We start from the raw sequence: 16,227 nt of genomic DNA, 5'->3' as shown, positions 1-16,227 counted from the left end.
TTTTCTTTTTTTAAAAGAGAAAAAGCGAAGTTTATTTGTCATGCCCAAAATCTGCTTTGGTTTAGACAACTTACGTTTTAATTTCCAATTCATTTGATTTTGGTGCTTGACATATTACCACTGGGCTATTGGAGAAATCGAGGGTTGAGAAGTCTAGCGGAACGATATGAATTTTTGCGTCAATCATCATAATTGAACCGCCGTATACCGAACGGTACGTACGGTGGTGTGAGAGGTCGGGGGTTAGTCACCCCCTCCTACTCGATGTATTAAGATTCAAGGACGCATTAGAAATTTGATTATCGAAGCATTTTCTAATCATAAAATTATATAGAGGTGTCTCATGACAAAAATATCAAGGTCCTTATTGGTTACGGTTTCCGTACTTATTCTTTTATCTATAGGGTTATTATTCTTAGTACAAAATACAAGAAACAAAGAGAATCACGAAAATAAAACAGTTGCTGTCAAAAACAATCCCCCTATAACTAGTGTCCAAAATGTTGAAAACGAAAAAAATCTTCTTCAAATAAACAGTCTTTCCATGGGTCAAACCATTAAGAATCAATTAAGAAATGATCCTTCCGTTTTTCTAATTAAACACAATGAAAAAACGGAGAGTCATTATATTAAGAAAGAAGTAAACGTTACATTCAAGACTCATCCATCAACAAAGGAATTAGAAAGAATGGCACAGGAGATCAATGGCACTATCTTTAAAAATCTAAATTCTACGATTGTTTTTCGTTCTAATACGCTTTCGACCAAGGAACTTATTGAATATTTTAACAGACAGGCTATGGTTGAATTTGCTGAACCCAATTATCTTTATCTGCAAAATCAAATTGAACTTCCTAATGATTTGCTGTATAGAGAACAATATCAATGGAACTTATCGGCCATTCAAGCAGAAGCAGGCTGGGATATCACCAAAGGGGATGAACATATCATTATTGCTGTTATAGACACTGGCGTTGATCTGGACCATCCTGATTTAAGAAGACGATTAACAAATGGTTATAATGTACTGTTGAATAATAATTTCCCTGATGATGACAACGGGCATGGCACCCATGTATCAGGAATCATTGCATCGGAAACTAACAACCATGAAGGTCTTGCGGGTGTTACCTGGTATAACAAAATAATGCCTATAAAAGTAATGGGTGCCGAAGGGCATGGGACAACCTTTGATATAGCAAAAGGGATTTATTGGGCAGCGGATCATGGAGCCGATGTCATTAATATGAGTTTAGGCAATTATCAGCATTCTTCCCTTTTAAAAGAGGCCATCGATTATGCATACAGTAAAAATGTTGTTTTGATTGCTGCAGCAGGAAATGAAAATACTATGCAACCGAGCTACCCAGCTGCTTTTCCTAATGTTCTCAGTGTCGCCGCCGTAAGTAACACCGGACAACGTGCCCCTTTCTCAAATTATGGAGATTATATTGATGTTGCAGCTCCCGGAGTTCAAATTCCGAGCACCTATTTTAACCAGCAGTATGCTGCCCTTTCAGGCACTTCTATGGCTTCACCACATGTAGCAGGACTAGCAGGTCTTTTGCTTTCAGTAAACCCTAATTTAACGAACCAAGAAGTAATAGACATTATTAAGAATTCTACTTATGATTTAGGAATCCCTGGAGCTGATAACGAATTCGGTTGTGGCTTAATTAATGTAAAGAATGGATTGGAAGCAGCCCAAAGCAAAAGGCAATAATCCCTTTTTGAGACCGCTACATAGTGTCCCCAAGTAGTCCTAACTCTGAGGAAATGAATAATCCAACTGAAAATCTGCCGCCCCTTTCTTCCAAAATCATGGAAGAAAGGGGCGGTTTTTCTCTTGGTTTAGACCTGTACCCCCGCTTTCTTATCCTTGGAGCTTTACAAAATAAACTAATTCCAAAATATTTTGAGGTGTTTCATAAGAAAAGGTATCTTAACAATTCTTTGTATTCCCAACGTATACTCGCTACATAGTTTGTACATGTTAAGAGAAAAACTAAGGGGGAATTTTAGTTGGAGTGGATTTTTTATCTATACCTGTTAAATGCGTTCTTTATGTTATTCATAGCAACTTGGGATGTTCGTCGGCCAGCCAAAGCTTTGAATTGGATAGTAATCGTCCTTGTTTTGCCTGTCATTGGTTTCTTACTATATCTTAGCATATCAAATCCCAAGTTTATTCAACGTAAAAGATTGACCTCTTCTCATAATGAGGCTAATCAGTTACCTGATACATTTAGTGATTCAGCATCGATAATCGCCGATGCTTTAAGGTATTTTACTGTAGACGGGCTTCGAGTCGGCAAAGTCCAAGTACTTAACAATGGAATAGCAAAATATGAACAACTTATCGAATCCCTGCAAAATGCCAAAAAAACTATTGACTTAGAATACTTCATCTATCGGGACGACCAAATTGGTAATACCATCACAGAACTGCTGATTGAAAAAGCAGTAAATGGAGTGCGGGTTCGTTTTATTAGAGATGGTTGGGGGAGTAAAAAATTTCCGCGTCAAAAAATTCTTCAGATGGTGGAAGCAGGGATAGAATGTCGGACAATATTTCCTTTAAGTTTTCCCTGGATTTTGTCCAATTGGAATTATCGGGATCATTGTAAGATTGTGACGATTGACAGAAAGGAATCCTTTACTGGCGGTATGAACGTTGGGTATGAATATACAGGATTAAAGCCAGACGTAGGATTTTGGAGGGACACTCATTTGCAAATTATAGGGGAAGCAACAGGCGACTTGCAGACTATTTTCGACGTTCATTGGAATATCGCTGTACCAGAACGGATAAATTCAAAAACAAAATCTGAGGCAACGAAAAAGGCCACTAAAATCCCAAAATATAAATCAAAGGAAATCAATCCAACCGGCAGCATAGATCTTTCAAGATGGTCTGCCGAATTAGGATCTGAGTTATGGCCTATACAAGGTAAAAAAGACAATACCCAAACAAAGACAGGAGAATTGCAAAAAGCATACATCCATACGTTGGAAGGAAACCCTGGAATTCCTACACCAGTTATTCGTCAAGCTTACTTTATATGTATAACACAAGCGACCAAAACCATTGATATAACAACGCCCTACTTTATACCAGAAACAGATATTATTATGGCATTAAAGACAGCTGTGGCTCGTGGTGTACGGGTAAGATTACTTGTTCCTCGCCATATTGATCAAAAAATCGTGGGCTTTGCAAGTCGTACCTATTACGGGGAACTTATAGAAGCTGGGGTCCAAATCTACCAGTACGATAAAGGAATGTTACATGCGAAACTGATGATCATTGATGAGGAAATTGCAGAAGTAGGCGCAGCAAACTATGATATGAGAAGTTTTCGCCTGAATTATGAGGTGTGTCAAGTCGTGTACAGTGCTGATGTGGCAAGGGAACTCACAGAGCAGTTCGAGAGGGATCTTACTGATTCTGTACCATTAAGAATTGAAGACTTGTTGCAACGATCCCTGACCGAGCGCATTGTTGAACAAGGTGCTCGTCTGCTTTCTCCATTATTATAAGTTGATGTATCCTGTTTTTATTGTTCTATCTTAAATCTAGATTTAACTTTGTTTTTAATATATTTCTGACTTATTTGAAAAAAAGTCGAAAACCCGTGTATTATAAGAACTTCCAACATGGGTTTTTTCTTATTTACGATGGAATTTCATTACTAAAAAACGGTAATACTAAAAAGGCAGCTCAAAGAGTTTGAATTCAAAAATATCTGTTACCTTTTCATTTAAATATAGAGGTGATATCAATAGATAATATATTTGAAAATCTTAAGGAAATACGTTTATTAGAAGATAAGCTCTATCATTTAGAATTAAATGGTTGGCTAAAAAATGAGTTTTTAACTTGGGAATGGTGGATACTAGTCGTTTTTTTAGTTGTGCCTTGGGTTATATGGGCTAAACTTGTTAAACGAGACATTATTTTAGAAATTTTGTTATTTGGTACCATAATTATCATAACAACAACCTTATTAGATGTAGTTGGCTTACAATATAGGTTTTGGGATTATCCAATTGCATTCTACCTATTATTCCTAGGGCCTTTCCCTTTGATTTTTCAATGATACCTGTAGCTTACATGTTGTTATATCAATATTTTAGAACATGGAAAATTTTTATAATCGCACAAATCACTATGGTACTCACATACGCCTTTATTGGTGAACCTTTTTCCGAGTGGGTCGAACTTGTGTATTATTATGAGTGGAGATACAGTTATTCATTCATATATTACATCATTGTTGGAATTGTAACTCGAGCTTTAATACTAAAACTAGCCTCTTTATCTAAACCTCAAGATCTTACAACTAAGTAAAATTTAAATTGGAGGAAAAAACTTTGGAAGAAGTTAATATTGGTTTACTGACGATCAAAGTCATCGTTGGTTTTGCAACTTTATTTTTTATCATTATCATAACAGGCAGAACATCCATCTATCAGTTAACCCCGTTTCACTTAGTTTTTGTGTTAGTACTTGGAGATTTTTTAGGAAATACCATTTATGAAGATAAGGTAGGGATTTTTCATTTTTTATATGCCATCGGATTGTGGACGTTTCTTATGTTTGGAATAGAGTTTATGACTCTAAAAAATAAATCGACACGTTCTCTCTTATTAGGCAATCCTAACATCATCATTCGAGATGGTGTTATGGACAGAAAGTTACTTACAAAGAACAAATTGGATGTAAATCAAGTATTGAGTATACTCCGTCAAAATAATGTCTTTTCAGTTCGCGAAGTCAAATACGGTATATTGGAAGCTAATGGGCAAATAAGTTTATTATTAAAATCCAAGTATCAAAAATCAGACAAGCAAGATCTCAATCTTCCAGAAAGTCCAGTAGACCTCCCAACATCGTTAATTATAGATGGGGAAATTTTATGGGATAATTTACATGAACTCGGATTTGATCAACAGTGGTTAGATAACCAATTAACTACCAATGGATATGATAATGTAAAGCGTATACTTTACGCAGATTGGCGAGAGAGTGAAGGCATACATGTAAGTCCTAAATAAAATTTGTTAGGATAAGAGCACATCAATTTTCTTGGTGAATATAAACTTTAGTCTTCAACAATCAGGCGCTTTAATGAAGTAACTAAAGCCTAATTTTTCACTTATAACACCGAGAAATTAGACTTTTTATATTTTGATTTCCTTAACGTTGTAAATCCGCATTTTCCTGACGCTACCCCTACTTGTAAATTATAGAATCGTAAAAATAAAATAAGCCCAATACCCTAGCTTATGTATGGGAATTGGGCTTATTCTTATTTCACAAAGCTTAGTGTACATTATTTCCGAATTGCCGGTTCTTCTCCTAAAATAAAGTTAGCTTCAATTTTACAAAAATTTTACTCCCAAAGAGAGTCCCAATATTGGTGATAAATGTCCTCTTGTGTTTTTAATAATGACTTACTTAATATAAATGGACATAATAATTGAGTGAAATCAGGACGATTCTCATAGAACAAAAAAGTTATTTTAAGTTCTCTTTTTACATCTATTGGAACTATTATTGAAAACAAGGGCTCTTCTTCTAACCTGTTTATGTTCCCGTAATGGTTATACCCCTGCTTTAATATATGAGGTGTATATTTTAGCCATTGGTAAAAAGAATGTAATGAGGTCCTAGCAAGAATATTAGAAAAAATCCAATGAGAGGAAACTACACCGCAACTAATACTTAATTCTTTTGCTTTCCATTGAAAAAAAAGCTCATTTAAGAACTCATGATTAAGATATGGACCATAATCGTAGTTGCGAAAATGTTTTAGCTTATGGTCATCAACTCTCCAGAAATTTTCCCATTGTTCCATTTGAGCTCGCCAATGGATATATGCATACGAATAAGGACAAACTTCCTCATAAAAACCTAATGAATCCTCAATGTCTTTTCGTGTTTGGCTCATTCTCCTATAATGTCTTACGCAATCCTTGTGTTCCTTTAAATATTTTTTTCGTATATGTCTAGCTACAGATTTGAAGACTGATTTTGTTATCCGATAAATTTCATCAGAATTCACTTCTTCAATCATAATAGGGCTTAAGTGGGTACTTTCTTTTTTTCTACACTGGATATTCATTATCTTACTATGTGAATTTATAGTAGTTGAGTTAGGTACCTCGAAACCTTCAATCGAAGATACGTAAAAATCCAATATTTGGTCATAACTATTCGAATCTTTATAAGGATCAATTAAAAGAACATCACTTGTCTCTCGATCGTTATAAACTAGCCACTTTTTAAAGTTGGAGTTTTCAATTTTACGAGGAAATTTCCATGACATAAAAAAAGGCTTATCCATCTTGAAATTACAAAACCAATGGCCACAAATACATTGAAATGGACCTTTTTTATTACGATCAGAAAATTCATAATAAAAAGAAGCTCTACACTTAGGACAACCTTTTCTTAATTGTTTTTTAGGGTGGAATGGACAGATACTAAGTAATGTGAACTGATGAAAGAGACTGTGGAATCCATTTTTCATACATGTTTTGCAATATCTCAACTCTCCATAAAAATACTCTCCACGCTTTGGCAAGTGAGTTGTAAGTGATAAAATATTTTCATTATTCCACTGCTTGAGAGGACCTATTGCATTCGCAAGTAAATGTTCATCAAATTGATCTAAGGAAATTAAATCTTTCAACCACTTTCCTTTAAATGTTTTCATTTCTTTTACTTTTGCAGTGCCTAAATATTGAACAACATCCTTAGAAGTTAAAGAATTAGCATATTTAAATTTTTCAAATATGGACCATGGGGACTCATATTTTTAGTATCCAGTCTTCGCTCCATGTGATTTTTGAAATATTTTTTTCTTGAAATTGAAGATAGTCGTATATATACATTCTTTATTTTCCCCAAAAAAATAAGACTTTAATTTAGTGTATGATATTCCGATTATAAAATTCAATACACAATGATTATAATTTCTAATTATAAACCGTATCTCCTGATTGTGTCCGGCAAAATCTCATACGGCTAAACTTATCTATAACTATTTAATTGATCTTTCGTTGAAGCGTACGCACATGCCATTTTCATTAGTGAATTTTCTCCAATTTCATGTCAAAAAGTCATTTCTTTTAATGCAGGTATGCTTTTTGACTTATCCGTTTATATGACATCAACTTTACTTCATTTAATTCCAATGTAAACAACTTCTCTTCTAACTTTACCGAAGAAAAGTTACTCCCTTTTACTAAGAAGATCTTGGTTTTATCAGGATAAACATGAACATCATTGTCATCAACTTCTCTTCGGCGGACATATTGAGACATAATAAAAAATTTAAATGAAACTTGAATTTCAGTTTATAACAATTCATCAGTTCAAATTTTATAACCACATGATCTGATGTCAATTGAATCTGAAAAATCTTATGATATCGATTCATAACTGCTTTTAATTTTTGTTCATGATCCTACACTTTACTCAATATCAAGTTAGTTAAGAATTTATCATTTATTGTACATTGTGTGATATATCGGCCCCATTTGCCTCTTTCGGGAAATAATAATATATATTTCCCGAAACTTGGTTCATTAACATAGCCAGGCATTTAATGAACTGTGTATATTCCCTTAAAAGATAAACAGAATAAACAGAGAGCAAATCATCTCATTCCTTCCAAATGATTAAACTAAAATCCACAATATTGCAGCATTTCTTCTTTACTGGTCTACTCTTTTCTATACAAAGTAACTACTGTACCTAGGAGGTTAGGCAATGTCTGTCATTGTTTATCAGACGTTTGAAGTAAAACAGGATAAATTTGCTGAAGCCAAAGAATGATTCAGAGCTTCAGAAATGAAAAATATGATCACAAGGTTGAAATTTTGACTCCCATTTCTGGACAAGACCATACATACGCTTTGCTAGCCACATATGAAGGCCTGGCAGAAATGGAACTGCAAAACAAAAAAATGTTCGAAGATGAAGAATATAAAGAGCTGATTACAGAATTTTTTTTACAAAATATCGTTCAAGGAAGTATGACAACCCAGTTATTTCGAACGATGACAGGTTTAAAGAAAGAGACAAACTCTCAGAAGTAACGTCCTGATAATTGCAAGACGATTAGGGGAATATGGAGGGATTACTTTGGATTTTTTTGTTCCTGGTGATGGCTGTAAACAAGACCAGGGAAGCGAAAAAGGGAATTTAAAATGGTGGCAGCTATCACTTATTGGGGTTGGCTGTACAATTGGGACCGGGTATTTTCTAGGATCTGCCATAGGTATTCGTATGACCGGTCCCTCCATTGTCATTTCATTTATTTTGGCTGCTCTTGGAACATATATTGTCTATAATTTATTAGCCAAAATGACTGCCGAAGACCCTCAAGAAGGTTCTTTTTGTTATTATGCTGATAAAGCTTTTGGACGTTGGGCTGGATTCAGCTGCGGCTGGAATTATTGGAGTTCCAATATTCTCATTATGGGAAGTCAATTAACAGCCTTATCGATTCTGTCTCGATTTTGGTTCCCTCATGTTCCCCTCTGGTTATTTGCCGCTATATATGCGATATTATCGATCATTGTTGTACTAACAGGTACAAGCGGTTTTGATAAAGTTGAAAATTTATTGGCCATCATTAAAACTTCTGCCATTGTTATGTTTATTATCATAGCCGGAGCAGCTTTTTTTGGTTGGATAAATGGAAATGTATCGAAGCCCGGTTTTCCCAATACAGCAGGAGAGCTTTTTCCAGAGGGACTATTCGGATTTTGGTCATCTCTTATATATGCTTACTACGCCTATGGCGGAATTGAAGTAATAGGCATGATGGCCACTCAGCTTAAAAAGAAAGAGGATGCTCCAAAAGCTGGTATCATTATGCTGATTGTACTAGCCATTATTTATGTATTATCTCTAACATTAGCTGTACTCTTAGCAGAACATCAAGCCTTTAACGACAAAGAAAGTCCGTTTGTGACAGCCTTAAACCCATTTAATCTTAATTTTTTTCCGCATGTATTTAATGCTGCTATTATCATAGCAGGATTTTCAACGATGACAGCTTCATTATTCGGTGTTACAAAACTTTTAGTAACCCTATCTGATAGCGGAGATGCTCCTAAAGTGTTTTCTAAAAAGCTAAATAAGTGGAAGAACCTCCCCCTCCCTTCTTTAGGATTGGCTACAGTGGGTTTACTTGCGTCAATCATCACAGCATTATTGCTGCCAGGAAAAATTTATGAGTATATTACAACCGCTGCGGGAATTTTGATTCTATTTAATTGGGCTTTTATTATTTTTTCTGCTTTAAAAATATTAAAAGAGAAGCTGTGGGGCAAATTTTTGGGTGTTTTAGGAATTTTACTTATTGTAGCAGCCACTCTCCCCCCACTCCAAAGAGCTGCTTCCCCTTTGCGATGATATCCTCTGTAAATAATCTTTCCACATACGCTTCCATGATGTAATCCCCTTATTCGTTATTTCGCATCTCAATTCCATCATAGAGTATCTTGGAAAATATAGTCAATCATTATTTTAATTAACATAATATTATTATAGTTTTCTAATACAATTACCTCTTTGCAGGATCTTAATGACCAAGGTCATATTGGCCGTCATTTATACATTTTTATTAAAGTCCTGCTCCAGTTCCCATACCAATTTCGGTCTTTTATACTCCTTATCAAGGACGTTTCCATAGTTCCCGAATCTATTTTTGTCCATCATAACCTTTATGATGGACGTTTCCCCGTCTCTCGCTCCCGCTTTTGTCCTTCATAGCGCTTATGATGGACGTTTCCCCGTCTCTCGCTTCCGCTTTTGTCCTTCATAGGACTTATGCTGGACATGTCCCAGTCCTCCACAACCACTTTCGTCCATCACAGCCTTTATCAAAGCACTCCTCGCTTCTGTCCTTTATAGCAAGCACCGAAGTACAGCACAACTTGATCCGTCAAAAAAAAGCACAGCTTATTCAGCTGCGCTTTGAATTTCATTTTCTTTAGTGAGTTTAATATATTGCCTTGGCGTACCGCAGAAAATAATCTTTTGAAACTGCGGATAAACCGATTCAAATTGTATATAAATAGGTGCATCTAACAACCATGGAAAATAGCTATAAAAGGTCTGATCACCCTTTACCATAGCTCGCAATGCTGTCTCAATTTCCCGCTGAAATACAAGAAAGCGGACTTGCGAATACTTCTCATCGAACTCTCCGCCACTCACATAAACTTGGCCCCATAAGGTATATTCGCCAAGCCGCGGAATCCATTCAGCAATGACTTCATCTCGCAGTTTGCTATTAATTTTTACACGGTCATATATATATCCGATCGATAAGTAAATCTCTCCGTTTTCATCATCATGAGTAACCGTATATTTTCTCCCTTCAACTGGAAAGAACGGAGTTGCAGGTGGCAAAAAAGCAACTGATAATTGGTCAGAATGAAATGTTTTCATGGAAAGCGCCCCTTTCACGGGTATAATCCTTACCACATGGTATGACAAATGCGGAGAAATGGTGAATCGCTATTTAACTGGTATAAAGGAAGCCCCCATTAAATTCCACTGTCCATCTTTGTAATACCAATCAGACTCGACCTGACCGATCCGATCTGCATGATAGGCTCCGGAAATGGATTGAATCGCCTTCAGTCCATCCCCTTTATTTCCAAACTTCTGGGGCTTCATATATGAATAAGGATCGACCATCAGTTCAGTCGGTTCATTAAGCTTCCCATTGTTATAAAGACCTAATCGATCATATTCTTTTTTCCTATCCTTTAAGTCAATCGTATACGATCCTTGAATTACAGGAATGGAAATAGTTGCTTTATAGTTATCCAAGAAATGTCCTTGTATGACAAGGGGCTTGGGTACTGTAAGATTAATCTCTCGATTGTTTTTAAAAGTATACAGGTAATAATTATAAATTCCACCGCTCCCGCCTGTAGGAATAGAGATAAAGACATCCTTCACCCCGTCATGGTTCAAATCTATAAAATCAGCAGTTGGGTCATATCCGCCTTCAAGAGGTATAGAAAAAGATTGATTTTCATCCGTTTTAACCTGTAAAGTAATCTCTTTTAAAAACAGACTGGTTTCGTCATAAGGAACTCCTTTAATGACAATTTGGTCCTTCTTTCCATTACCGGTTATATCCTCCTGATATTCCTGTACAACCTTATTCTCTATACCATTGGTTACCTCGATATCCGTCAATGTGTTTGCCAATACAGGTATACTTATTAGAATAAATGCAGCTAACAGAATTACAAGATGTTTTATCATAAAAAGCCCCCATTTAATCATTTTCCAATTAATAGTTTTTCCAATGGAGGAAAAAATATGTAGCGGATTAAGAGAAGCAAAAAGAATGTAAAAAAAGCTGCTGACATCCGCCAGCAGCTAGCTAATCTTTATTCTGTTAAGACCGGTTTAACTTCGTCTGGAGTTTCCTCGATCCAAACATCAATTACCGGTCCCGCTTCCTGTTCATCCAAAATAAAGGACCCATTCGAATAACGGTCGCTAAAACGAATTTGACTTGCTTCAATACTCTCTGTTTTTCCAGCTTCAGATTGAACAAATATTTTATCTGTGTCCTTCGTTAGAACAAATCCAGCTACTCGGTGTGGAGCTTTTTTCAGTTCACGCAGCATTACAACTCCTCGTTTCGCCCGGGAACTTGGCTCGAATTCAGCTGTTTTCATTCGCTTGATTGAACCGCGGTGTGTAACAAGCACAAATCCGTTTTTATCTTCAGATAAGACGATTCCACTGACAACCGTGTCCCCGTCTTTTAAATTAATTCCTTTGACACCAGCGGCTCTGACACCAATTGGACTAATTTCCTCTTCGTGAAAGAGAAGACCGTATCCAAGGTTGGTAGCAATGAACAATGAACTGTTGCCCTCTGTTACATAAACATTTTGTAATTCATCATCTTTTTTCAAATTAATCGCAACAAGCGGCTTCGAATACCGTTGTGCTTTATATTGATTTAGTTCAGTCTTTTTTACCAATCCGTTTTTCGTGAAGAATAGCAGATATTTTGGCTGATTAAAGTCTTTTACTGGAATGGCTTCTATAATCCGCTCATCTTTATCAATTGGAATGATATTCGAAATATGCTGGCCTAAGTCTTTCCAGCGAATATCAGGCAGTTCATGTATCGGACAATATAAATAATTGCCTTTATTGGTAAACAGCAGAATTACATCAGTAGTATTTAATTCGCCTTGGAACAGGAGCCGGTCTGTTTCTTTCATGGCAAAATCTATACCATTAGAAGCTGAATACGAACGTAAGGATGTTCTTTTGATATACCCTTCCTTCGTCATTGTAACCATAACATCTTCACTTGCGACCAATACTTCTAAATTTATCTTCAATTCTTCAATTTCTTCTTCAATCGCTGTTCTGCGCTGGTCTCCAAATTGTTTTTGCACGTCTTTAAGCTCTTTTTTAATCACCTGAATCAATTTCGCTTCACTGCCTAGAATAGATTCAAGTTCTGCAATTCGTTTTTTCAATTCTTCCTCTTCTTCACGTAATGCCGTGATATCGGTATTGGTTAACCGGTAAAGCTGTAATGTTACGATGGCTTCAGCTTGAGCTTCTGTAAACCCGAATTGTGCAACCAGGTTATCCTTTGCATCTTTTTTATCCTTTGACCCGCGAATGGTTGCAATTACTTCATCCAGGATTGATAAAGCCTTCATCAGACCTTCTACAATATGAGCACGCTCTCTAGCTTTTTGCAGATCATAGCGGGAACGTCTTGTCACTACTTCCTTCTGATGGCCAATATAGGCATCCAAAAGGTTTGGAAGGCTCATAAGCTTCGGTCTGCGGTCATGGATCGCAACCATATTGAAATTATATGTAACCTGCAGATCACTGTTTTTATAAAGATAATTTAATACACCAGCACTATCTGCATCCTTCTTTAGCTCAACAACAATTCTCAGACCAGTCCGATCCGTTTCATCCCGAACCTCAGAAATTCCTTCAACTTTCCGGTCTAAACGGAACTCGTCCATTTTTTTAACTAAGTTGGCTTTATTGACCTCAAATGGTATTTCGGTAATAACGATTTGTTCGCGTCCACCCCTTTGCGTTTCAACCTCAGCTTTTCCGCGGATGATAATTTTGCCTTTACCTGTTTCGTACGCCTGACGGATTCCATCAATCCCTTGGATAATACCGCCTGTTGGAAAATCTGGCCCCTTTAAAACGCTCATTAATTGATCCACAGTCGCGGATGGGTTGTCCATTCTCATCATGACTGCATTTATAACTTCCGTTAAATTATGAGGCGGAATCTCGGTTGCATAACCGGCTGAAATCCCGGTAGAACCGTTCACCAATAAATTAGGGAATCGTGCCGGCAAGACAACGGGCTCATTCACTGTATCATCAAAGTTCGGCACATAATCGACTGTTTTTTTATCAATATCTTTTAAAAGCTGAGAGGCAATTGCAGAAAGACGTGCCTCTGTATAACGCATCGCTGCAGGCGGGTCTCCGTCAATACTCCCATTGTTACCATGCATTTCAACTAATACATTTCTCATTTTCCAATCTTGACTTAAGCGAACCATCGCATCATAGACGGAAGTATCTCCGTGGGGATGATAGTTCCCAATTACATTACCGACAGTTTTGGCTGATTTCCGGAAACCTTTTTCAGAGGTATTTCCTTCTGCATGCATCGCATACAAAATTCTTCTCTGTACCGGCTTTAACCCGTCTCTTGCATCGGGCAAAGCACGGTCCTGAATAATATATTTACTATAACGACCAAAACGGTCACCAATTACTTCTTCAAGAGGAAGCTCACGAAATACTTCAGCCGTCATGAATTTACCTCCTCATTTTCCTGTGAAAAAATAATTCCATCAGACTCTAATAAATTTCCATCTTCTTCTAAACCAAATGCGACGTTTGATTCAATCCATTTTCTCCTTGGTTCAACCTTATCACCCATTAAGGTGGTAACGCGTCTTTCTGCTCTCGCAGCATCATCAATGCGAACCCGAATTAACGTTCTCGTTTCTGGATTCATCGTCGTTTCCCATAGCTGGTCAGCGTTCATTTCGCCTAATCCTTTGTACCGTTGAATCATATAGCCTTTTCCTACCTTTTTCGTTGCTTTAGCCAGCTCCTCATCTGTCCATGCATACTCGATAATCTCTTTCTTCCCGGTTCCCTTGCTGACTTTATAAAGCGGCGGCAAAGCAATAAATACCTTTCCTGCTTCAATTAAAGGCTTCATATAGCGGTAAAAAAAGGTAAGTAATAGGACCTGAATATGAGCACCGTCAGTGTCCGCATCGGTCATAATGATAATTTTATCGTAATTGATATCTTCTACATTAAAATCAGCGCCGACACCACCGCCTATTGCATGAATAATGGTATTGATTTCTTCATTTTTAAAGATATCCTGAAGTTTGGCTTTCTCTGTATTTATAACTTTACCCCGCAATGGCAATACAGCTTGAAAACGCCGATCCCGGCCTTGCTTGGCTGATCCCCCAGCGGAGTCACCCTCAACTAGGTACAATTCATTTTTTTGCGGATTACGGGTTTGTGCAGGAGTTAATTTTCCGGAAAGGACCGCTTCTGAACGTTTTCTTTTCTTTCCGCTTCTCGCCTCATCCCGGGCTTTTCTCGCAGCCTCTCGCGCTTGTGCGGCTTTAATCGATTTTTTAATCAGCATCGAACTGATATCCGGATTTTCTTCAAGGAAATAGAGCAATTGCGAAGACACAATCGCATCAACAGCTGAGCGGGCTTCACTTGTTCCCAGCTTACCCTTAGTTTGTCCTTCGAACTGAAGCATTGCTTCTGGAATGCGAACAGATACAATCGCAGCAAGACCTTCACGAATATCAGTTCCTTCCAGATTTTTATCCTTCTCTTTTAATAAGTTCACTTTTCTTGCATACTCATTAAAAACTCGAGTCATGGCAGTCTTTGCTCCGGATTCGTGCGTACCGCCGTCTTTCGTCCTGACATTGTTAACGAAAGACAAAATATTTTCTGAATAGCCATCGTTAAATTGGAATGCAAACTCCAGTTCAATCCCATTTTGTTCCCCTTCAAAACTGACAACAGGATGAAGAGCATCCTTTTCTTCATTCAGGTATTCAACAAAGGCTTCAATTCCATTTTCATAATGGAAGGTATCTTCTTTATTCTCACGTTTATCTATCAATTTAATTTTTAAACCCTTTAATAAGAAGGCAGACTCCCGCAGACGTTCACTTAAAATATCGTATTGAAAAGTAGTGGTTGAAAAAATCGCTGGATCTGGTTTGAAGTGAGTGGTTGTTCCGGTTTGTTTCGTTGTACCAACCTTTTCAAGAGTAGTAACAGGCTTCCCGCCATTTTCAAAACGTTGCTGATAAATAATACCATCTCTTTTTATCGTTAAAACTAACCACTCGGAAAGCGCGTTTACCACACTGGCCCCTACACCGTGCAAACCGCCGCTCGTTTTATAGCCGCCTGCTCCAAATTTCCCCCCAGCATGGAGAATCGTCATAATCACTTCTGGAGTAGGTTTTCCAAGTTTGTGCATTCCGACCGGCATTCCGCGGCCAAAGTCTTCCACGCTAATACTGTTATCTTCATGGATAGTTACAATGATTTGATTTCCATAGCCGCCTAACGCTTCGTCGACCGAATTATCTACAATTTCATATACCAGATGATGTAAGCCTCTAGAATCGGTACTCCCAATATACATTCCCGGGCGTTTACGGACAGCTTCGAGACCTTCTAACACCTGGATGGATTCTTCATTATAATCCGTTCTTTGTCTAGTACTAGTCAATTTCATTCCCCTTTCGAAAAAAGGCAAAACTATCTCTCTTTTTCATATTCAAACCTTATAGTATAGGAAACTAAGGCGTATGTACAAAAAAAATCGTATCATACTTTTAAAAATTTCGATAGGCTCATTATGTATATCGGGCTATCAGTATACCCTTTACAGACGTAGCCAAAAATCGAGTAGGAGGCGCGTCACCGCGCCGACCTCTCACACCACCGTACGTACCGTTCGGTATACGGCGGTTCAATAGCTTAAGTATCGACGCTCATATAAGTGGTTTAAATCTTTTAACCCCCATTTTTTGAGCGTTTTGTTTTTAATTGCTTTCTGAAGCGTTTCACTAGCTGATATTCTCCAATATCCCTTT

The 16,227-nt window shown here is 37.2% G+C and carries 10 protein-coding genes; 5 read left to right on the top strand and 5 right to left on the bottom strand.

The annotated features are described in order from the left end of the window. The first annotated feature begins 343 nt into the window (after nucleotides 1-343). The 3 genes from MLE14_RS20425 (at nucleotide 344) to MLE14_RS20415 (ending at nucleotide 5,058) form a co-directional block, all read left to right on the top strand. Nucleotides 344-1,723, top strand: coding sequence for a S8 family peptidase (locus tag MLE14_RS20425; protein ID WP_243300265.1), 1,380 nt, complete (start codon nucleotides 344-346; stop codon nucleotides 1,721-1,723). Nucleotides 1,724-2,022: 299 nt separating this feature from the next. Beyond that, nucleotides 2,023-3,540: a phospholipase D-like domain-containing protein gene (locus MLE14_RS20420; RefSeq protein WP_243300264.1), complete on the top strand. Its 1,518-nt coding sequence runs from the start codon at nucleotides 2,023-2,025 to the stop codon at nucleotides 3,538-3,540. An 834-nt stretch (nucleotides 3,541-4,374) separates the two neighbouring features. Beyond that, complete coding sequence (locus tag MLE14_RS20415) at nucleotides 4,375-5,058, top strand: DUF421 domain-containing protein (protein WP_243300263.1); 684 nt, start codon at nucleotides 4,375-4,377, stop codon at nucleotides 5,056-5,058. A 338-nt stretch (nucleotides 5,059-5,396) separates the two neighbouring features. On the opposite strand, the gene MLE14_RS20410 is transcribed toward MLE14_RS20415, so the two are convergent. Beyond that, a complete protein-coding gene (locus MLE14_RS20410; protein WP_243300262.1) occupies nucleotides 5,397-6,722 on the bottom strand; it encodes a hypothetical protein in 1,326 nt (441 codons plus the stop codon). A gap of 1,120 nt (nucleotides 6,723-7,842) precedes the next feature. On the opposite strand from MLE14_RS20410, the gene MLE14_RS20405 reads away from it, so the two are divergent. Beyond that, a complete protein-coding gene (locus MLE14_RS20405; RefSeq protein WP_243300261.1) occupies nucleotides 7,843-8,109 on the top strand; it encodes a hypothetical protein in 267 nt (88 codons plus the stop codon). Between the two features lie 46 nt (nucleotides 8,110-8,155). Next, complete coding sequence (locus tag MLE14_RS20400) at nucleotides 8,156-9,433, top strand: amino acid permease (RefSeq protein ID WP_243300260.1); 1,278 nt, start codon at nucleotides 8,156-8,158, stop codon at nucleotides 9,431-9,433. Nucleotides 9,434-9,982: 549 nt separating this feature from the next. Here the strand turns inward: MLE14_RS20400 and MLE14_RS20395 are convergent. From MLE14_RS20395 to parE, 4 genes are all read right to left on the bottom strand, one after another. Next, entirely contained in the window at nucleotides 9,983-10,474 is a 492-nt protein-coding gene (locus tag MLE14_RS20395; RefSeq protein WP_243300259.1) for a staygreen family protein, read from the bottom strand. A gap of 69 nt (nucleotides 10,475-10,543) precedes the next feature. Beyond that, nucleotides 10,544-11,305 (bottom strand): hypothetical protein, encoded by a 762-nt coding sequence (locus MLE14_RS20390; protein WP_243300258.1) that lies wholly within the window; start codon nucleotides 11,303-11,305, stop codon nucleotides 10,544-10,546. Nucleotides 11,306-11,433: 128 nt separating this feature from the next. Further along, nucleotides 11,434-13,878 carry a DNA topoisomerase IV subunit A gene (parC, locus tag MLE14_RS20385; RefSeq protein WP_243300257.1) on the bottom strand — a complete coding sequence of 815 codons (2,445 nt, stop codon included), beginning with the start codon at nucleotides 13,876-13,878 and terminating at the stop codon, nucleotides 11,434-11,436. Then, nucleotides 13,875-15,860, bottom strand: coding sequence for a DNA topoisomerase IV subunit B (gene parE / locus MLE14_RS20380; protein ID WP_279326897.1), 1,986 nt, complete (start codon nucleotides 15,858-15,860; stop codon nucleotides 13,875-13,877). Before parE ends, parC begins: the two co-directional genes overlap by 4 nt. Nucleotides 15,861-16,227 lie beyond the last annotated feature (367 nt).

Source organism: Bacillus litorisediminis (genome assembly GCF_022808645.1).
GTDB lineage: Bacteria > Bacillota > Bacilli > Bacillales > JC228 > Bacillus_BF > Bacillus_BF litorisediminis.
This window is presented reverse-complemented; position numbering and strand designations above follow the sequence as displayed.